Origin of the sequence: Rhodovulum sp. FJ3, from assembly GCF_032918305.1 — a bacterium.
Taxonomy (GTDB): domain Bacteria; phylum Pseudomonadota; class Alphaproteobacteria; order Rhodobacterales; family Rhodobacteraceae; genus SAT37.
In genome coordinates, this window is record NZ_JAWJUU010000001.1 from 402,436 (window position 1) to 421,687 (window position 19,252).

A 19,252-nucleotide genomic window follows, 5' to 3' on the forward strand; every position below is an offset into this window, starting at 1 on the left:
TAAATTCGCCGTAATGTTCATATTATGAGCGTTTTTAAAACACTGATCCTGTCAGCTGCGCTTGTCCTCGGTGTGACACCGGCGTTCGGCGCGTTTCCGTCCTCTCCCAGCGAACAGTTGCGGGTTTTCGCAACCTGTGCGGGCCGATTATCGGCGCTTGAGGAACATCAGCGCCTGTTCGATGGCCCAGCGTCGGAAAAGACGGCGGCGCAAAAACGGCTGTTTGATGATGTGATCAGCGCGCTGATCGACGACGCGGTGGCCTATGGCATGCCCCGCCCCCAAGCGTTGAACTGGCAGGTGCAGGCCAAGATGGCGCATGCCATGCTGCGTCAGCAGGTGACCTTTGGCACATCTCCCACACGTACCGAGGCCGCCGAGCGGGTGTTGCGCGTCGAGATTGAGGCCTGTAACGGATTGCTTCTGGGCGCTTGAGTTTCGCCGCAGTGCATGGTCATTTCCTGTGTAAGGGCCTATCAAGGTTCTGAAACAGAAATGATCCGGTTAAAGACGCGCAATGGCCTCTAACGACAACCCCGCCGATCCGTTCAAAAAAGCGCTGGCCGAAGCCACGCGCGTTCTGGCCGACGACCCCGATCTGGGCGTGACCTATTCGGTCGACCCGCCGGGCATGAACAACGATTCCGTGCGCCTGCCCCAGATCAGCCGCCGCATGACCCGCGATGAGGTCCTGATGGCGCGCGGCACGGCGGATGCCTATGCGCTGCGCCACCGGTTCCATGATGCGGCGATGCACAACCGCTATATGCCGCAGGGCGCGATGGCGCGTGATCTATACGACGCGATGGAGACCGCGCGGTGTGAGGCCGTCGGCGCCCGCGCCATGCCCGGCACTGCGGGCAATATCGACGCGATGATCGGGGCCGAGGCCACGCGCCGCGGCTATAAGGGCATCACAAACGCCGCCGATGCGCCGCTTGCGACGGCGGCGTCCTATCTGGTGCGCCATCTGGCCACCGGTCGCGACCTGCCGCCCGGTGCGCAGAACGTGATGGAACTCTGGCGCGGGTTCATCGAGGAACAGGCGGGCGACACCCTGAACGGTCTGGACGATGTTCTGGCCGATCAGGCGGCATTCGCCAAATTCGCGCGTCAGGTGATTTCCGATCTGGGTTACGGCGATCAGTTGGGCGATGACCCCGATCAGCCGGAAGAGGATCAGGACGACGAGAGCGTCGAGCAGGAAGAACAGGACGATCAGCCCGAAAGCACAGGGCAGGATGAGGATCAGTCCCAAGACGAAAACGAGGCCAGCCCCGAGCAATCCCAAGAGCAGACCCAAGAGGCAGCCGAGGCACAGGTCAGCATGGATGATCTCGCCGATATGGAGCTGTCCGAGGACACGGAACTGCCCGATGGCGATGCCCCTCTGGAGCCGCCGCCCCCGCCGCCCCATTCGGACGCGGACCCGAATTATTCGGTCTTCAGCACCGATTTCGACGAAGAAATCACCGCCGAGGAACTGGCCGACCCCGCCGAACTGGAACGGTTGCGCGCCTATCTGGATCAGCAACTGGAGCCCCTGAAAGGCGCGGTTAGCCGTCTGGCCAACAAGCTGCAGCGCCGGTTGCAGGCGCAACAAAACCGCAGTTGGGAGTTCGACCGCGAGGAGGGTATCCTTGACGCCGGTCGTCTGGCCCGTGTGGTGGCGAACCCGACGACGCCTCTGTCGTTCAAGGTCGAGAAAGACACCGAATTCCGCGACACGGTTGTGACGCTGTTGCTGGACAACTCGGGGTCCATGCGCGGGCGTCCGATTTCGATTGCCGCGATCTGTGCCGATGTTTTGGCCCGCACGTTGGAGCGGTGCAGCGTCAAGGTCGAGATTCTGGGCTTTACCACCCGTGCGTGGAAGGGCGGCCAGTCGCGTGAGCGGTGGCTGGGCGAAGGCCGCGCGCAACAGCCCGGTCGCCTGAACGATCTGCGCCACATCATCTATAAACACGCCGATGCCCCCATGCGCCGGACCCGTAACAATCTGGGTCTGATGATGAAAGAGGGGTTGTTGAAGGAAAACATCGACGGTGAGGCGCTTGAATGGGCGCATCGCCGGATGGCCGGTCGTCCCGAGGCGCGTAAGATCCTGATGGTGATTTCCGATGGTGCACCGGTGGATGACAGCACCCTATCGGTGAACCCCGCGAATTATCTGGAAAAGCACCTGCGCGACGTGATCGAGATGGTCGAGCGGCGTAAGTTGGTCGAGTTGATCGCAATCGGGATCGGCCATGATGTGACGCGCTATTACCAGCACGCGGTGACGATCACGGATGCCGAACAATTGGCCGGCGCCATGACCGAACAATTGGCCGGTCTGTTTGATCACGACCCGCGGGCACGTGCCCGTTTGCTTGGCCTGCGCAAGGCCGGTTGAGCCGTCAGGGGGCGCGAATTTTCCTCCGAAAATTCGCGGCGCCCTTGGCGGTGTTTGAAAGGACCCTTGGATGTTTCAGACCTTTGAAACGGTGAGTCAGCCCGAGACCGGCGCGGCGCGTTTGGCCGACTTGCGCGGGGCATTAGCGGACGCGGGCCTGTCGGGGTTTCTGGTGCCGCGTGCCGATATGTATCGCGGCGAATATGTGGCCTCGCATGACGACCGTCTGGCGTGGCTGACGGGGTTTACCGGATCGGCGGGGTTTTGCGCCGTTCTGCCCGAGCGCGCGGGGGTCTTCATCGACGGGCGCTATCGCGTTCAGGTGAAATCGCAAATCGATCTGGCCGTGTACGATCCCGTGCCGTGGCCCGAGACCAAGTTGCAGGATTGGCTGATCGAGAACCTGCCCGACGGAGGTGAGGTCGGGTTTGATCCGTGGCTGCACAGTTTTGCCGAGGTCGATACGATGGTTGCCCCCCTGCGCGAGGCGGGTATCCGGTTGGTGTCGGGGCCGAATTTCGTCGATCGCATCTGGGCCGACCAACCCGCGCCGCCCATGGGCCTGATCACCGCGCATCCCGATGATCTCGCCGGGGAGAGCAGCGCGTCCAAACGCGCCCGTCTGGCCGAGGTCCTGAGCCACGCGGGACAGTCGAGCACCGTGATCACCCTGCCCGATTCCATTGCGTGGCTGTTGAACATCCGTGGGCGCGATATTGCGCGCAATCCTGTGCCCCATTGTCTGGCCATTCTGCACGCGGATGAAACGGTCGATCTGTTCGCCCATCCGGGCAAAATCGACGATGACCTGCGCGCCCATCTGGGTGAGGACATCCGGATTGCCCCCATGGACGCCTTTGACAGCGCCCTGCGCGCGCTGAACGGGCCCGTCCGTCTGGACCGCGACAATGCGCCGTTCCGGTTAACCGAGATCCTGAACGAGGCGGGCATCGCGTTTGAATGGGGCGCCGATCCCTGCATCCTGCCCAAGGCGCAAAAGACCGCCGCCGAGATTGAGGGAGCGCGCACCGCCCATATCCGTGACGGGGCGGCGATGGTGGAATTCCTGACGTGGCTGGACGCCACCGCGCCCAGCGGGACCCTGACCGAGATCGACGTTGTGACCGAGCTTGAGTGCTGTCGCCGCGCCACGAACCGCCTGAAAGACATCAGTTTCGAGACCATCGCGGGCAGTGGCCCCAATGGCGCGATTGTCCATTACCGCGTGACGCGCGACACCAACCGCCCCGTGAAGACCGGCGAATTGCTGTTGGTCGACAGCGGCGGGCAATACGTCGACGGCACCACCGACATCACCCGCACGGTTGCCGTGGGGGATGTGGGGGCGGACGAGCGGCGCTGTTTCACGCGGGTGTTGCAGGGGATGATCGGGATTTCGCGTCTGCAATGGCCCGTGGGTCTGGCCGGTCGCGATCTGGACGCGATTGCGCGTGCGCCTCTGTGGATGGATGGTCTGGATTACAACCACGGCACCGGCCACGGGGTCGGGTCCTATCTGTGCGTGCATGAGGGGCCCCAGCGCCTGTCGCGGATCAGTGAACAGCCCCTGTTGACCGGTATGATCCTGTCAAACGAACCGGGGTATTACCGCGAAGGCGCGTTCGGCATCCGGATCGAGAACCTGATCGTTGTGACCCCAGCGCCTGAGGGCGCGGTTGAGGCCGGGCGCAGCATGCTGTGCTTTGAAACACTGACCTATGTGCCCATCGACCGGCGCCTGATTGAGGTGGATTTGCTGTCCAAGGCCGAGATCGCGTGGATCGATTCCTATCACGCCGAAGTCCTGTCGCGCATCGGTTCGCACGTCTCTGGACCCGCGCGCACATGGTTGCAGGCGGCCTGTGCGCCCCTGTGACAGTCTGGTGTCTGGCTTTCCTGTCGGGAAACTGTCATGAAGCCATGGCAGATAAGATGAGATGAGATGAGACATTAGGGGGGCGTTCGTACATGACGAGCCAAATTACTATCCACAAAGCCGGCGGAAAATGGGTTGTCCGCGCGGGCGGTGCTGTTCTGGCCGAGAGCGGAAACGCACTTGAGGTCATCACCACCGACGGCAAGGCCACGATCTATTTCCCGCGTGCAGATGTCGCCATGGCGTTTCTGGACCAATCCGATAATGGCAGCACCTGCCCCGACCGCGGTGCGGCCACGCATTACGCGATCGAAACCAAAAGCCAGACCATCGGCGACGCCGCATGGTCCTATGAAGCGCCCAAAGCGGGCTTTGAACAGATCGCCGGTTTTCTGGCGTTCCATAACTCCGACAAAGTCGCGGTTGAACAGCTGTAATTCTTCTGCAGCGTGACCGCTATGCGTGCTCTTCGGCGGCGGTGGCCGCCAAGGCACGGTTATAGGCCCCCAAAGCATCGACATGGAACAGCGCGCCCAACAGGGTCGGGTTCTGGCTATCGGCGGCGGGGGCAACGACCGGAATAAACGCGTGTCCGGTATCCTCAAACACCGGCAGGGCCTGTTCCAGCGTCGCCTCGGGGTCCAGAAACACCCCTTGCTCCATCAACGCCTGACAGGCCTCAATCGAGGCGGCACCGGGGCTGTCTTTGGCGCGCATGACCACCACCGCCTTATAGAGCGACAGCAAATAGGCCTGCGGACCGGCGGCCACGTGTTTTCCCGCGCGCTCTAGCTGGGTCAAAAAGAACGACCGATCCACAAGGCGCGAGGCTAGCGCGGTCGACAGAGACACCGCCACCATCACCGCCAGACCGGTTTGCCAGTCGCCGGTCAGTTCGAACACGATCAATGTCGTGGAAATCGGCGCGCCCAAAACGGCCGCCGCCACCGCGCCCATACCGGCCAGCGCATACAGGGTTTCAGACCCCGAAATATCGGGAAAGACCGAGGTCGCGACCATCCCGAACGCCAATCCGGTCAGCGCGCCCATCATCAAGGCGGGCGAAAACACCCCGCCCCCCATGCGCCCCGCCATGGTGATCGACACGGCCACGGCCTTGATGATCGCGAAAATCACCACGTCACGAAACACCATCTGCCCCGTCAGCGCGGCCGAGGTCGTTTCATACCCGACCCCGATGATATGCGGGAAAAAGATCGCGATCCCGCCCAGCAACGCCCCCGCAAACGCGGGCCGCAACACCCGTGGCAGGCGCAGCATCTGTTGCACCGCGTTGCCCACGTCATCGGCCAAAAAGATCGCCCGCATGAACGCCGTGGCGACCAGACCCGACACAATCCCCAACAACAAAAACGCCGGCAGTTCGACGTAAAACACCAGATCATTGCCCGAGAGCGAGAATTCGGTCACGTCCCCGAAGTTCCAGCGGCTGATGATGGTGCCCGTCACACTGGCGATCACAATCGGGGCGAAGGCGTGCACGGCGAAATGGCGCAACACGACCTCTAGTGCGAACAGGGCCCCCGCAATCGGCGCGTTGAACGAGGCCGACACCGCCGCCGCCACCGCACAGCCCAGCAATTCGCGCCCCGTGATTCCGTTGGCGTTGATCCGTTCGCTGACCCATGTGGCGATCAGCCCGCACAGGTGCACCACCGGTCCCTCCCGGCCTGTGGAGCCACCGGTGCTGAGCGTAATCAAACTGGCCAGACCCGAGGCCAGACCGGCGCGCCGTTCCACCCGCCCATCGTGCAGGGCCGCGCCCTCAATCACATCGGCGACCGAGCGCACGCGCCCGTCATCGGTAAACCGGTTCAGGATGATCCCCACCACCAGACCGCCGATGATCGGAAAAGTCAGGATGAAATACCACGGCAGGGTCTCGGCAAAGCTATGGAGCAGGCGCGGATCATCGACACCGTAGACTGTCGTTTGCAAAAAGTTGATCGCGTGGCGAAACGAGACCGTCACCAGACCGGCGGCAATCCCCACGGCCAACGCGATGAACCAGAACTGAACCTGCGACGGCCCTTTGCGCCGTAATACAGACCAACCGCTGCGCCATCCTTCACTCAGGTCTTGGCGGTACTTCTGCACCAATTGCTGCAGTGGTTTGTTCACGTCGGGCCGGTCCCTGTTCCTGACACGCGTCACATCCGTCGGGGGCTTTCCTGTGCCGCGCGTCTGGCATAGGAAAGGTCAACCTTCGCAATCGGACGGACAAAAACCATGCCACATGACACCGCACTGAACGCCCTTTCCCAACTATTAGGCGAACGGTTCTCCCTGTCCAAGTCCGATCTGGCCGCGCATGGCCAGAATGAAACCTATTTCGCGGATTGCCCACCCGAGGGCGTTGCCTATCCCGAAACCACCGCCGAGGTGTCCGAGATCGTCAAAATCTGCGCCGCCAACGATTGCCCCGTTGTGGCATGGGGTGCGGGCACGTCGCTTGAGGGGCACGCGCTTGCGATCAAGGGGGGGATCGTTCTGGATTTTTCACGCATGAACAAGGTTCTTAGCATTAACGCCGAGGACATGGATGCAGTCGTCCAACCGGGCATCACGCGTGAGGACCTGAATACCGAGTTGCGCACCACCGGCCTGTTCTTTCCGGTCGATCCGGGTGCGAATGCCTCGATCGGCGGGATGGCCGCCACGCGGGCCAGTGGCACCACCGCCGTGCGCTATGGCACGATGCGCGAAAACGTTCTGGCGCTTGAGGCGGTGTTGGCGGACGGAACCATCATCCGCACCGGCACCCGCGCGCGCAAATCCAGCGCGGGCTATGACCTGACGCATCTGTTGGTCGGGTCCGAGGGGACGCTGGCGATCATCACCGAACTGACTGTCCGCCTGCAGGGCCAGCCGGAATCGATTTCGGCCGCCGTCTGTGCCTTTGACGACATGGACACCGCCGTGAACACCGTTATGGCGACGATCCAGATGGGCATCCCCATTGCGCGGATCGAATTTCTGGACGCGGCCAGCGTCGCCGCCGTCAACGCCTATTCCAAGACCGATATGCCGGTGCAGCCGCATTTGATGGTGGAATTCCACGGCTCGGAAATGGGGGCCAAGGAACAAGTCGAACGGTTTGGCGAGTTGGTCGAAGATTTCGGCGGCCACGGGTTCAAATGGTCCGCCAAGACCGAGGAACGCAATGCCCTGTGGGACGCGCGGCACAAGGCCTATTGGGCGATCCTCGCCTCCCGCCCCGGATACAAGGCCGTGGTGACCGACATGTGCGTGCCGATCTCGCATCTGGCCGAGGCGGTCGCGGAGACCCAAAAGGACATCGCGGATGCGGGCCTGCAGGGGCCGATCTTGGGCCATGTGGGCGACGGGAATTTCCACGCGATCCTGTTGCTTGATCCCGCGAACCCCGATGACCTGACCCGCGCGAAAGAGGTCTCGCACCGGATGGCGGAACGCGCGCTGGCCCTTGGGGGCACGATCACGGGCGAACATGGGGTGGGCATGGGCAAACTGTCCTTGATGCCCGCCGAACATGGGGACGCGTGGGACGTGATGGGCGCGATCAAAACGGCGATGGACCCCAAGGGCATCCTGAACCCCGGTAAGGTCGTGCGCCCCGCCTAATCGTCCAGCAGGGCGCGCGCGGCTGCACGGGCCGGATCGGTGATCGTGTCGCCCGACACCATGCGGGCGATTTCGTCCACGCGCTCTTCGTCCGACAGGGGCACAACCCGCGACAGGGTCACGCCATCGGTGACGTTCTTTTCGACGCGCCAATGATGGGCCCCGCGCGCGGCAACCTGCGGCGAATGCGTCACGACCAAGACCTGACCGCCCTTGGCCAGCTCTTCTAACCGGCGCCCCACCGCATCGGCGGTCGCCCCGCCCACACCGCGGTCGATCTCGTCAAAGATCATCGTCAGGCCGCTGTCGTCCTTGGTCAAACAGACCTTCAGCGCCAACAGGAACCGGCTCAGCTCACCACCCGAGGCGATCTTGTTCAGCGGTCCCGCCGGTGCACCGGGGTTTGTCGCGACGCGGAATTGAACGGCGTCCACGCCCTCGGGCCCCGGATCGGCGGAGGTGATGTCGGTGGCGAACACCGCGCGCTCCATCTTGAGCGGGGCCAGTTCGGCGGCCATGGCGCGGTCCAGATCGGCGGCGGCCTGTTTGCGGCGCGCGGACAGATCACCGGCGGCGGCCTCATAGGCGGTCCACGCGCGGGCCTTTTCCTGTTTCAGCGCGGCAAGGTCCCCTGCCCCCGCATCCAGGCGGTTCAGGCGGGTGCGCAGACCTTCGGCAAATTCACCCAGATCATCGGGCAGGACACCGTGCTTGCGCGCCAGACCACGGATCGCAAACAGGCGCTCCTCGACCCGTTCCAATTCCGCCGGATCGAAATCCAGACGGTCCAGAAACGCCTCAACCCCTTGATGGGCGGCGGCCAGTTCATGCAACGCGCGGGTCAGCGTGTCGATGGTGTCGTCCAACCCGCCCTCGGATTGATCCGCAGCCCCTTCGAGCCAGCGCAGGGCGTTGCCCACCATGCCCTCGGCCCCGTCATAGGACAGCGCGTTCAGGGCCTTGGCCACGTCTTCGCGGATACGGTCGGCGGCCTGCATCATGCGGCGGCGGGTGTCTAACACCTGCTCCTCACCCGGTTCGGGGTTCAGCGCGTCCAATTCCCCAACGGCGTGGCGCAGAAATTCCTCTTCGGCCTGCATGGCCTGCAATTCGGCCTCGGCGGTTTCCAGTGCTTTGGTCGTGCGGGAAAACGCGGTCCATGCGGCACGGGTTGCGGTCAAACCGTCTGTAACACCCGCGAAATCGTCCAACATCGCGCGGTGCGCCCGCGGGTTCAGCAGGCCCTTGTCATCCTGTTGGCCGTGCAGTTCGACCAGCGTATCGGATAGCGCGCGCAGGACCTCGCCACTGACACGGCGATCGTTGACCCATGCGGTTTTGCGCCCGTCCACGGTGTTCACACGGCGCAGGATCAGTTCGTCGCCAGACGGCAAACCCGCGTCCGCCAGAACCTGATGCGCGGCATGCCCGTCGCGCAGATCAAAGACCGCTGTGACCTCGCCCTGATCGGCACCGGTACGGACCAATTCCGCCCGCCCGCGCCAGCCAAGGACGAACCCCAGCGAATCCAGCAAAATGGATTTCCCCGCGCCCGTTTCACCGGTCAGCACGTTCAAGCCGGGCTGAAGGCCCAGATCGAGATGGTCGATAATCAACAGATCCCGGATATCGAGACTGCGCAGCATCGCCTAAGCCCCCAAGCCCGCGAAAATCAGAGCCATTGCCCCTGAATCATCTGACGGTACACCGTCGCCAACCACCCCGTGCCAATCGCATCGGGTTCAAGGCCGCGACCCTGCAACAGGTTATAGCCGTCCTCGTACCAGTCGGTCGATTGGAAGTTATAGCCAAGGATTGCACCGGCAGTCTGGGCCTCTTGGTTCAGGCCCAGCGACAGGTAGGCCTCAATCAAACGATAAAGCGCCTCGGCGGTGTGGGTCGTGGTCTGGAAATCCTCGACCACAACACGGAACCGGTTGATCGCGGCGGTAAAGTTATCGCGGCGCAGGTAGTAACGCCCGATTTCCATTTCCTTGGCGGCCAGATGGTTGAACGCAAGATCGAACTTCAGAATCGACGAACGGGCGTATTCGCTATCAGGATAGCGTTCGATCACCGTGCGCAGGGCCTGTAGCGCCTGAAACGTCAGGCCCTGATCGCGGCCCACGAGGTCGATCTGGTCATAATAGCTGAGCGCCAGCAGATATTGCGCATAGGCCGCATCTTCGTCCGCAGGGTAGAAATCAATGTACCGCTGGGCGGCAGAACGGGCGGCCTCATAATCCTTGTCACGGTGATAGGCAAAGGCCTGCATGATCAAGGCGCGTTTGGCGAATTCCGAATAGGGGTACAGACGTTCAACATCCGCGAATTTGCGGGCGGCGTCATCGGCGCGGCGAGATGTCTCTAGTTCAAACTCAGCCTGTTTGAACAATTCCTCGGCGGTATAGCTTTCCAACGGGGGTTCTGTGTTCCCTCCGCAAGATGCCAGCACCATCACCGCAACAAGCGCCGAAACCAGCTGTGCGCGCGACCCGTATCCGACCATGAAAGCCCCACCTCGTCTTCTGCTGATGCGTCGGTTTTCCGACGACAGGCTTGTCCTAGCACAGAAAAATCCGGTGCAAAACGGCTTTGGTGCAAAATGCGCAGATCAGGCGACGGCGCGCAGGTCCGCAACCTTGACACCAACCCCCGGCAGATGCGCCGAAAGGGCCTGATCACAGGTCACCATGCGGAAGGCGTCGGGCGTATCAAACAGCGCCCGCAACAGTTTGTTGGTGATCGCATGGCCCGCGCGGTTACCCACGTAACGGCCCAGAATCGGTGCACCGGCAAGGTAAAGATCCCCCAGCGCGTCCAACATTTTATGGCGCACGGGTTCATCGCTGTGGCGCAGACCGCCGCGCGACAGAACCTGATCGCCGTCAAACACAACGGCGTTCACCTTGTTCACGATGTCCCCACCCAGGGCGAGGCCACGTTCCTGCATCACGTCGATATCAACCTTGCGACAGAAGGTGCGGCTGTCACACAATTCACGCACAAAGCTGCCGTTCGCCATGTTCAGATGCTTTTCCTGATGGCCGATTGCGGCATCGGGAAAGTCGATCTCGAACTGGATTTCCAGCGATTGCGCGGGCATCAAGGTCGCCTCGGCCTCGCCATCACGGAACGTCACAGGTTTCAGAATTTCAATCGCACGCACCGGCGCGTCCAGTTCCTGAAAACCGCGGTTGATGAACGCGCGGACATATTGCGCCGAACTGCCGTCCAATGCCGGAACCTCAGGCCCGTCGATTTCGACCAGAGCGTTGTGAATGCCACAGCCCGCCAGAGCAGCCATCAGGTGCTCAATGGTGGCCACGGTCACACCGTCGGCGTTTTCGATTTGCGTGCACAGAGTGGTAAAGCCAACCGCGTCCCAACGTGCGGGGATCATGTTGTCGCGGTCGTTGATATCCGTGCGTTGAAACCAGATGCCGTATTCGGCGGATGCGGGGCGGACCGTCATCGTGACAGGTTTGCCACTGTGCAGGCCTACACCGGTAAAGGTAACATGTGATTTCAACGTCGTTTGCAAAGTTCACCCGATTAGCAGAACCGGACATCCCCTATCCGGCACGAAACAGGTACGAACTGCTTAACGCAATCTCAACTCAATCTTTGCAACGTTATGAAACATACATGTAACGGTGATAGGCGGGATTCTGCCAACGCGATGCTGCGCCGCCGCAAGTCCATGTTTTGCAAAACAAAAAGGCCGGGCGAACCCGGCCTTTTCTTGCAAGATTTACGTCGGGTTAATTGGCCTGACGACGCAAAAATGCGGGAATTTCGATGCGCTCTTGTTCGGCATCCATCTCTTCGTCTTCGGCGTAACCTTGGACTTGAGGCTGTTGGCGGGTGCCCTGAGGCGCGCCGCGTGCGGGCTCTGCGCCCTGCCCCGACATCCGGTTGATCAGCGAGCCGATCCCGAAACGACCCTTATCAGCCGCAGCCGGACGGGCGGCGGGTTGGGGTGCCTCGGCCTGACGGCGGGGGGCCTTGCTGACTGCGGCCTGCAGACGGGCCATCGCCTCGGGCGAGGGCGTGCCGGGCTGACGCGGTTTGGGGGCGACAAACGCCTCATCCTGCGCCTCTTGCTCCAGCATGTGGGGCGCGGGTGCAGGGGCGGGTTCGGCAGGGCGATAGGCCGGCGGCGGCAGATCGTCCATCTCCGGTTCCATCGCGGTTTCGGCGGCCAGTTCTGCCTCAAACCCCGGGAACAGCGCGGGCTCTTCCGCGGTCGGGGCCTCGGCCACGACGGGTTCGGGGGTCGGCTCGGGCGCGGCTTCGGCGACCGGTGCGGGCTGCTCCACAGCGGGGGCCAGCGGCTCGGCCAGACGGCGGCGCGCAACGGGCACCTCGATCTCGGTTTCAACGGCGTCGATACCGGTGGCGACAACCGACACACGCATGTTGCCTTCCATGTCGGGGTCAAGCGTCGAACCAACGATGATGTTGGCGTCGGGATCGACCTCTTCGCGGATCCGGTTCGCGGCCTCGTCCAGTTCGAACAGGGTCAGATCGTAACCGCCGGTGATGTTGATCAGAACACCCTTGGCGCCGCGCAGGCTGATCTCATCCAGCAGCGGGTTCGCGATGGCCTTTTCGGCGGCTTGGATCGCGCGATCCTCGCCCTCGGCCTCGCCCGTGCCCATCATCGCCTTACCCATTTCGTCCATCACGGCGCGAACGTCGGCAAAGTCGAGGTTGATCAGGCCCGGACGAACCATCAGGTCGGTCACGCCTTTGACGCCTTGGTACAGAACGTCGTCGGCCATGCTGAACGCCTCGGTAAAGGTCGTGCGCTCGTTGGCCAGACGGAACAGGTTCTGGTTCGGGATGATGATCAGCGTATCAACAACCTTTTGCAGGGCTTCGACGCCTGCTTCGGCCTGACGCATACGCTTGGAGCCCTCGAACTGGAACGGCTTGGTCACGACCCCAACGGTCAGAACGCCCAGTTCACGTGCGGCCTGTGCGATGATCGGAGCAGCACCCGTCCCCGTGCCACCGCCCATACCAGCGGTGATAAAGCACATATGCGCACCGGCCAGATGGTCGACGATCTGCTCGATGCTTTCTTCGGCGGCTGCGGCACCGACAGAGGCACGCGCGCCTGCGCCCAGACCTTCGGTGACTTTGACACCCATCTGGATTTTCGCCGGAGCATCCGACTGCTGCAGGGCCTGTGCGTCGGTGTTCGCCGTAACGAATTCGACCCCCTCCAGCTGTTTTTCAATCATGTTGTTTACAGCGTTACCGCCAGCACCACCGACACCAAATACGGTAATCCGCGGCTTCAACTCTTCATGCTCGGGCATGGTGAGGTTCAATGTCATTGATCTGTCCGCCTGCTTTTGTTTGTTGGGTGGCGTCATGCGCCATCGCGACCATATTTCCACCGATTCTAACCCCAGCGCAGGCCGGGGTCATTAAAAAAACGCAAAAAACCCACAAAATCTGGATCAAATTTGATCCAGACCAGCGGTATTTCGCCAATTTCACAGGATATAGCGGTTACCAGTTATCCTTGAACCACCGGATCGCCCGTTTCAGGGACCGCGCGGGGTAACGTTCGGCGGGAATTTCAAAGTCCCACCATTCGTCTTGGGGGTGCGCCGCGAACAGGGACAGCCCAACAGCCGAGGCAAACGCAGGCCCCGTTGCCGCCTGTGGCAGGCCCTGAACGCGCAGGGGACGGCCCAGACGGACCTGTTGGCCCAGGATGCGACTGGCCAGCCCGTCAAGGCCGGGGATCTGGCTGCCGCCACCGGTCAGGACGATCTTCTGGCTGGGCAGATGGTCGAACCCAGCGGCGTCCAGACGCGCGCGGATTTCTTCCAGAATTTCTTCGACGCGGGGGCGCATGATACCGATCAACTCGGCGCGGCTAACGGTGCGGCGGTCGTGTTCGTAATCACCAGTGTCGCCCCCGATCTCGATCATCTCGCGGTCATCCATGCCGGTCGCGACCAGACCGCCGAACAGGGTCTTGATCCGTTCGGCGGTGGACAGGGACACTTGCAGGCCCTTGGAGATGTCCGAGGTCACGTGATCGCCACCCAGACGGACGCTGTCGGCATAGATCATGTGCTTTTTGATAAAGATCGACAGGCTGGTCGTGCCACCGCCCAGATCGACACAGGCCGCGCCCAGTTCCTGTTCGTCCTCAACCAAGGACGACACGCCCGACACATAAGGCGCGCTGGCCAGACCGGCCAGTTCAAGGTCGCAGCGTTTGATACAATAAAGCAGGTTCTGGATCACATGCGCATCAACGGTCAGCAGGTGCATATCACAGGCCAGCTTGTTCCCGATCTGACCACGCGGATCGGACAGGCCCGAGCGGTTGTCGAGCGCAAAGTTCACCGGCTGGGCATGCAGCACCTCGCGCCCTGCCCCGAAATCGGGCACGTCACAGGCGGCCAGAACGCGGGCGACGTCGTCTTCGCTGACGAAGTTTTCCTCCAGCTCGATCATCCCGTCCAGACCATAGGAACGCGGCTGGGCCCCGCTAAAGGCGGCAATAACGTGATCCACACGGACGTTCGCCATTTTCTGGGCGGCCTGCACGGCGGTGCGAATGGCGCGCTCGGTCTCTTGCATGGCGTCGATTTCACCGAACCGCACCCCGCGCGAACGGGTGGTCGCGGCGCCAATCACGCGAAAGCTGGACTGACCGGCCAAGGAGGTGATGCCCTCGGACGCCGAGAACTGTTCCGGCCCGTCAAAGCGCAGAACCAGACAGGCGATTTTCGAGGTCCCCACATCCAGAATGGCGACAACGCCCCGATCCATGGCCTGTTTCCGCATGCGCCGCATTGCGCGCTGAGACTGATACAGATCGGTCATCGGCTAAGCACTCCTGCCTCGATAATTTTTATTTGTTTATACTGTTCAAATGCGCCGTCGCTCATGCGCAGGGTCGGTCGGTCGCTTTGGCGCAGATCGACGGTCACCAGATCGCGGGCCAGCATTTCCTCGGCCTTGTCCATCGCGATCACGCGTTCCATCGCGCGCACGGCACCGGTTTCGGGCAGCATCACGCGCTGCCCACGATCCAGAACAACGTCCCAGCGGCGCGCGCCCACGCGGACCAAACCGCGAATGCGGTCTTCAATCGGGCTGGCGGCGGCAAGGATATCCAGTGCCTCAGGCACGCTTTCATAGGCGCCCTCGCCCGCGATCAACGGCAGATCGGGCCGGTCCGAGCGCGCCCCAAGGGCCGACACCCGCAACCCGTTCACGTCCAGCAACTCCAACCCGTCGCGCCCACGCCAGACAACGGCGGGCAGGCGTTCATCAATCGTAATCTGCAGCACGCCACCGGCGCGGATGTGCAGCTCGGCCCGCGCAACCGCGTCCAGACCGGAAATCGTGCGGCGCATGTCCTCTAGGTTCAGATCAAAGGAACTGATCGGGAAATCCAACGGCAGGATTTCGCGGATGTCATCGCCGACCTCTTGCGAGGCCCCGTCGATCGCCATCATCTCGACCATGAATTCGGGACGTTCCTGCAGGGTGCGGCGCACATCTTGGGCGAATGTCACCAGACCATCGCGGCGTCCCTCATCGGCCAGATACAGGCCCGTGCAAAAGATGATCAGAAACACCGGCAGACCGACATGCAGCATCGCGCGAAACAACGGCGTCAGCCACAGCCGGTTCATCCGATAGGCCAAACGCGTCGGCGCGGGATCGCGGCGCGGCGGGGTGTCGACGTCGGTGCGGCGTTCAATCCGCGGGGCGCGGCGGGTCATCTGTTGCATGACGCGTCCTCCACCATCCAGCGGCACAGCTGCGGGAATGTCTTGCCCACCTCGGCCGCGTGTTCGGGCGTCAGAGAGGTCGCGGTCATACCGGGTTGGGTGTTGGTTTCAAGGATGATCAACCCATCCAACCCCTTACGGTCGTCCCAACGGAAATCGGTCCGGCTGACCCCGCGACAGCCCAGTGCGTTGTGCGCGCGCAGGGCATACTCCAGACAGGCATCGAAAATCTCGGCCGGGACTTGGGCGGGCACCACATGGCGCGACCCACCGGGTTTGTATTTGGCGTCGTAGTCGTACCAGCCATCGGTCAGTATTTCGGTGACCGACATCGCGCGGTCCCCCATCACCGAACAGGTCAGTTCACGACCGGGCACAAATGCCTCAACCATCACGCGCGCGGGCATGTCGTCCGACACTTGGGGCGGCGCATCATCGGGCGACATCACAAGGTACACACCCACGGACGAGCCCTCGTTGTAGGGTTTCACGACATAGGGGGGCGTCATCACGTGACGCGCGCGCACCTCATCGGTGTCAAACAGGCCGCTGTCGGCAACGGGCAGACCGGCGGCGCGATAGGCGGCCTTGCTGCGTTCCTTGTCCATCGCCAAGGCCGAGGCCAGAACGCCCGAATGCGTATAGGGCAGACCCATCCATTCCAGAATGCCCTGCACACAGCCGTCTTCGCCCCACCGCCCGTGCAGCGCGTTAAAGACCACATCCGGTGCGGCCGCGTTCAACTGGTTATATAGGTCGGGGCCGGCGTCAATCATGACGACCTCATAGCCCTCTTCCCCAAGTGCGGTTGCGCATTCTTGACCAGACGCCAGAGACACTTCGCGCTCGGACGAAGGGCCACCATATATCACCGCCACTTTGGGGTTTGCCCTGCTCGACATACCCACCATCAGTGCCTCGTTACCGGGCCTTATTTTTGACCCTTGGACTTATTATTCTTCTGCGGCCGGTTCACCGACGCGCATGATTTCCCATACTAGTTCTATTCCGCTGTTTTGGAAAACCCTTTTTCGAACTTCTTCGCCAAGTGATTCCAGATCATGCGCCGTTGCGCCGCCGGTGTTGATCATAAAGTTCGAATGCATCTCCGACATCTGCGCGCCACCGATGGAAAAGCCGCGCAAACCCGCATCATCAATGACCTTCCACGCCTTTAGATCATGGACATCATCCGCGCGCCCTGTGGAACTGAACCCCGCCGGATTGCGAAAGGTCGATCCCGCACTGCGATCCTTGGTCGGTTGGGTCGCGTCGCGTTTATCAAGCTGTTCCTGCATCCGCGCGGCCAAGGCGTCGGGATCACCCGTTCCGCCCTGCAAGGTGACGTCGATAATCACCGCGCCCTCTGGGATGTTGGTCTGACGATAGGCAAACTCGATGTCATCGGCGGTGAGGGTCATCAACTCGCCCGTCCGCGTCACGATCCGCGCCGACACGAACACATCGCGCAGGTACGTCCCATAGCACCCCGCGTTCATCCGCAAGGCCCCGCCGAGACTGCCGGGAATTGTCCGCAGGAATGTCAGATCGACGCCCGCCTCGGCGGCCTTGCGCGCGACCATCGCGTCCAGCAATGCCGCACCGGCGGTCACGGTCGTGCCGTCAATGTCGACCCCGTTAAACCCGCGCCCCAGACGGATCACCACGCCGCGCACGCCCCCGTCCCGCACGATCAGGTTGCTGCCAACCCCCATCGGGAACACGGGCACATCGGCGGGCAATGCCGCCAGAAACGCCTGCAAATCCGCAACATCCGCCGGTTGGAACAGCCAATCCGCAGGTCCCCCAACCCGCAGCCACGTCAGATCGTTCAGCGGTCGATCCGCCGTCAGGGTTCCGCGTACGCTTGGCATCTCACCGGTCATCTGTTCCCGCCTTTGTTCCCACAAAATACATCAGGGCCACGATGCATCCACCCAAGACCCAAGGGATCGCCAGGCCCGTGCGGCTGATCACGCCCTCTCCGTTCAGCGCGATACCTGTCACAAATGTGACCAGAGAATAAAGAGAAAACAGGCCGATGGGCGCCATTATCCGCCTCTCAACCCCTGCCATCAGGGCGACATAGGCCAGAACCGGCAACACGCCCCACAACCCGTATGCGATCAGGACGCCCATCCCCGCCTAGCCGAACTGACGCCGCACCCAGCGCAGCGCGAAAACCAAGGGCCAGCGCAGAACCGACGCCGCCAGCGCCATGAACAACAGTGCCCACCAGATGCCTTCGGCCCAGATGACATAGGCGACCAGAGGCAGGCCAGCGCTCATCAACGCATAGGCGGCGGGCCAATGTTTCCGGCGGCTTGGGAACATCGCGATCACATTCGCCACGATCAGCCAAAGACAGCATAGAACGAATGCCAAATTCATAGGGTCCCCCAGACAAACGACAAAACCAACGCCCCCGCCGCGACCACCGCGCCGATGAGCGGCACAAAGGTTGGCACGCGGAACGGGGCCTCGGGCGTCACCCGTTTTAGACGCAGCAGCGCGAGGTTGATAATGACAAAAACGCCAAGAAGGACTGTCGACGTCACACTGGCCAAGGCCGACACCGGCAGGGCCAATGCCGCCCCGATCACCGCCGTGCCCACGACGATTGTGCCCGTGACCGGCGTGCCGAACCGCGCGGATGTATGTGCGAACAGGGTCAGTCCGGCCGTATCTCGCCCCATCCCGAACAACACACGCGACGCCATGACGATTTGCGCCAGCACCCCGTTCAACGCTGCCGCCACCGCAATCGCGGACAAAAACGCGGCCGATCCGCCGGTGCGTGCGCGCCAGACATCGACCAGCGGCTGGGTGCTGTGCGACAAATCAAACGGCGCAACCGCCCGCACCGCCGCCATCGACACCAGCGCATAGATCACCGAGGTCACGATCAGCGACAATATAATCGCGCGCGGCAGGGTCTTGGTGGGATTGCGCACTTCTTCGGCCATGTTGACGATGTCCTCAAACCCGATGAAGGCGAAAAACGCCAAAACCGCGCCGATGCCCAAACCGGTGATCGACACCGGCACGGGGGCCTGCCATGGCAGGGACGGCTCGGCGCTGAGCCCCGCCCAGATCACAAGGATCAGACCGGTTAGTTCGACCACCGTGAACAGGGCCGCGATGGCGAGGCTCTCCAACACACCGATCAAGGCCACACCGATCAGGAACACGCCCAACACCGCAATCAGAACCGGCTGTCCCAGCGGCACCAATCCGCCCAGATATCCCGCCCCGCCGCGCAACACGGCGGCGGCGGAAATCGTGCCCGCAACCACGATCCCGAACCCGATCACCAGCGCCAGCCACCGCAGGCCGAACGCCTGTTCGACATAGGCGGCCTCACCCGCGGCCTTGGGGATGCGGGTGGACAGTTCGGCATAGCTCAGGGCCGAGGGCGCGGCGATCAGACCGGCAATCAAAAAGGACAGAGGTGCCCAGACGCCCGCCGATCCCGCGACCGCACCGACAAGGACGTATATCCCCGCCCCCACCATGACGCCGACACCGTAGGCGGTCAGCAATCCCAGACCGATGCGGCGTTTCAGCGTCTCTGCCATG

At 62.5% G+C, this 19,252-nt stretch carries 17 protein-coding genes; 5 read left to right on the plus strand and 12 right to left on the minus strand.

The genetic code is table 11. The features are described from left to right. Positions 1 to 24: 24 nt before the first annotated feature. From R1W00_RS01970 to R1W00_RS01985, 4 genes are all read left to right on the plus strand, one after another. Positions 25 to 435 carry a hypothetical protein gene (locus tag R1W00_RS01970; protein WP_317261034.1) on the plus strand — a complete coding sequence of 137 codons (411 nt, stop codon included), beginning with the start codon at positions 25 to 27 and terminating at the stop codon, positions 433 to 435. An 82-nt stretch (positions 436 to 517) separates the two neighbouring features. Then, on the plus strand, positions 518 to 2,395 hold the full coding sequence (gene cobT, locus R1W00_RS01975) for a cobaltochelatase subunit CobT (RefSeq protein ID WP_317261035.1): 1,878 nt from the start codon (positions 518 to 520) through the stop codon (positions 2,393 to 2,395). Between the two features lie 70 nt (positions 2,396 to 2,465). Then, positions 2,466 to 4,271, plus strand: a complete 1,806-nt coding sequence (locus R1W00_RS01980) for an aminopeptidase P family protein (RefSeq protein WP_317261036.1) — start codon at positions 2,466 to 2,468, stop codon at positions 4,269 to 4,271. 92 nt (positions 4,272 to 4,363) lie between these two features. Beyond that, on the plus strand, positions 4,364 to 4,708 hold the full coding sequence (locus R1W00_RS01985; RefSeq protein WP_317261037.1) for a DUF427 domain-containing protein: 345 nt from the start codon (positions 4,364 to 4,366) through the stop codon (positions 4,706 to 4,708). Between the two features lie 19 nt (positions 4,709 to 4,727). Here R1W00_RS01985 and R1W00_RS01990 read toward each other — a convergent pair whose 3' ends face one another. Continuing rightward, positions 4,728 to 6,413: a chloride channel protein gene (locus R1W00_RS01990; protein WP_410901512.1), complete on the minus strand. Its 1,686-nt coding sequence runs from the start codon at positions 6,411 to 6,413 to the stop codon at positions 4,728 to 4,730. A gap of 108 nt (positions 6,414 to 6,521) precedes the next feature. Here R1W00_RS01990 and R1W00_RS01995 point away from each other — a divergent pair, with 108 nt between their 5' ends. Continuing rightward, positions 6,522 to 7,895: an FAD-binding oxidoreductase gene (locus R1W00_RS01995; protein WP_317261038.1), complete on the plus strand. Its 1,374-nt coding sequence runs from the start codon at positions 6,522 to 6,524 to the stop codon at positions 7,893 to 7,895. On the opposite strand, the gene recN is transcribed toward R1W00_RS01995, so the two are convergent. The 11 genes from recN to R1W00_RS02050 form a co-directional block, all read right to left on the minus strand. After that, the gene (gene recN / locus R1W00_RS02000) at positions 7,892 to 9,541 is read right to left on the minus strand and encodes a DNA repair protein RecN (protein WP_317261039.1); all 1,650 of its coding nucleotides are present in this window, start codon (positions 9,539 to 9,541) and stop codon (positions 7,892 to 7,894) included. The genes R1W00_RS01995 and recN overlap by 4 nt on opposite strands. A gap of 26 nt (positions 9,542 to 9,567) precedes the next feature. Then, entirely contained in the window at positions 9,568 to 10,404 is an 837-nt protein-coding gene (locus tag R1W00_RS02005) for an outer membrane protein assembly factor BamD (RefSeq protein ID WP_317261040.1), read from the minus strand. 105 nt (positions 10,405 to 10,509) lie between these two features. Beyond that, positions 10,510 to 11,439, minus strand: a complete 930-nt coding sequence (lpxC, locus tag R1W00_RS02010; RefSeq protein WP_317261041.1) for a UDP-3-O-acyl-N-acetylglucosamine deacetylase — start codon at positions 11,437 to 11,439, stop codon at positions 10,510 to 10,512. 220 nt (positions 11,440 to 11,659) lie between these two features. Beyond that, on the minus strand, positions 11,660 to 13,243 hold the full coding sequence (ftsZ, locus tag R1W00_RS02015; protein ID WP_317261042.1) for a cell division protein FtsZ: 1,584 nt from the start codon (positions 13,241 to 13,243) through the stop codon (positions 11,660 to 11,662). A 178-nt stretch (positions 13,244 to 13,421) separates the two neighbouring features. Continuing rightward, complete coding sequence (ftsA, locus tag R1W00_RS02020) at positions 13,422 to 14,756, minus strand: cell division protein FtsA (RefSeq protein ID WP_317261043.1); 1,335 nt, start codon at positions 14,754 to 14,756, stop codon at positions 13,422 to 13,424. Further along, entirely contained in the window at positions 14,753 to 15,673 is a 921-nt protein-coding gene (locus R1W00_RS02025; RefSeq protein WP_317261044.1) for a cell division protein FtsQ/DivIB, read from the minus strand. Before R1W00_RS02025 ends, ftsA begins: the two co-directional genes overlap by 4 nt. Beyond that, the gene (locus tag R1W00_RS02030) at positions 15,661 to 16,584 is read right to left on the minus strand and encodes a D-alanine--D-alanine ligase (RefSeq protein WP_317261045.1); all 924 of its coding nucleotides are present in this window, start codon (positions 16,582 to 16,584) and stop codon (positions 15,661 to 15,663) included. Before R1W00_RS02030 ends, R1W00_RS02025 begins: the two co-directional genes overlap by 13 nt. 42 nt (positions 16,585 to 16,626) lie before the next feature. Then, entirely contained in the window at positions 16,627 to 17,559 is a 933-nt protein-coding gene (gene murB / locus R1W00_RS02035) for a UDP-N-acetylmuramate dehydrogenase (protein ID WP_317261046.1), read from the minus strand. After that, complete coding sequence (locus tag R1W00_RS02040; protein ID WP_317261047.1) at positions 17,549 to 17,725, minus strand: hypothetical protein; 177 nt, start codon at positions 17,723 to 17,725, stop codon at positions 17,549 to 17,551. The genes murB and R1W00_RS02040 overlap by 11 nt, the downstream gene beginning before the upstream one ends. Positions 17,726 to 17,818: 93 nt before the next feature. Further along, complete coding sequence (locus R1W00_RS02045) at positions 17,819 to 18,064, minus strand: DUF2484 family protein (RefSeq protein WP_317261048.1); 246 nt, start codon at positions 18,062 to 18,064, stop codon at positions 17,819 to 17,821. Continuing rightward, complete coding sequence (locus tag R1W00_RS02050) at positions 18,061 to 19,251, minus strand: APC family permease (protein WP_317261049.1); 1,191 nt, start codon at positions 19,249 to 19,251, stop codon at positions 18,061 to 18,063. Before R1W00_RS02050 ends, R1W00_RS02045 begins: the two co-directional genes overlap by 4 nt. Between the last annotated feature and the right edge of the window lies 1 nt (position 19,252).

Bases quoted from the DNA above. Each gene is read 5' to 3' on its own strand.
- ftsA (WP_317261043.1), bottom strand. From the start codon at position 14,756: ATGACCGATCTGTATCAGTCTCAGCGCGCAATGCGGCGCATGCGGAAA.
- R1W00_RS01985 (WP_317261037.1), top strand. From the start codon at position 4,364: ATGACGAGCCAAATTACTATCCACAAAGCCGGCGGAAAATGGGTTGTC.
- R1W00_RS01970 (WP_317261034.1), top strand. From the start codon at position 25: ATGAGCGTTTTTAAAACACTGATCCTGTCAGCTGCGCTTGTCCTCGGT.
- R1W00_RS02005 (WP_317261040.1), bottom strand. From the start codon at position 10,404: ATGGTCGGATACGGGTCGCGCGCACAGCTGGTTTCGGCGCTTGTTGCG.
- R1W00_RS02025 (WP_317261044.1), bottom strand. From the start codon at position 15,673: ATGCAACAGATGACCCGCCGCGCCCCGCGGATTGAACGCCGCACCGAC.
- recN (WP_317261039.1), bottom strand. From the start codon at position 9,541: ATGCTGCGCAGTCTCGATATCCGGGATCTGTTGATTATCGACCATCTC.
- murB (WP_317261046.1), bottom strand. From the start codon at position 17,559: ATGACCGGTGAGATGCCAAGCGTACGCGGAACCCTGACGGCGGATCGA.
- ftsZ (WP_317261042.1), bottom strand. From the start codon at position 13,243: ATGACATTGAACCTCACCATGCCCGAGCATGAAGAGTTGAAGCCGCGG.
- R1W00_RS02030 (WP_317261045.1), bottom strand. From the start codon at position 16,584: ATGGTGGGTATGTCGAGCAGGGCAAACCCCAAAGTGGCGGTGATATAT.
- R1W00_RS01980 (WP_317261036.1), top strand. From the start codon at position 2,466: ATGTTTCAGACCTTTGAAACGGTGAGTCAGCCCGAGACCGGCGCGGCG.
- cobT (WP_317261035.1), top strand. From the start codon at position 518: ATGGCCTCTAACGACAACCCCGCCGATCCGTTCAAAAAAGCGCTGGCC.
- R1W00_RS02050 (WP_317261049.1), bottom strand. From the start codon at position 19,251: ATGGCAGAGACGCTGAAACGCCGCATCGGTCTGGGATTGCTGACCGCC.
- R1W00_RS02040 (WP_317261047.1), bottom strand. From the start codon at position 17,725: ATGGCGCCCATCGGCCTGTTTTCTCTTTATTCTCTGGTCACATTTGTG.
- R1W00_RS01995 (WP_317261038.1), top strand. From the start codon at position 6,522: ATGCCACATGACACCGCACTGAACGCCCTTTCCCAACTATTAGGCGAA.
- R1W00_RS02045 (WP_317261048.1), bottom strand. From the start codon at position 18,064: ATGAATTTGGCATTCGTTCTATGCTGTCTTTGGCTGATCGTGGCGAAT.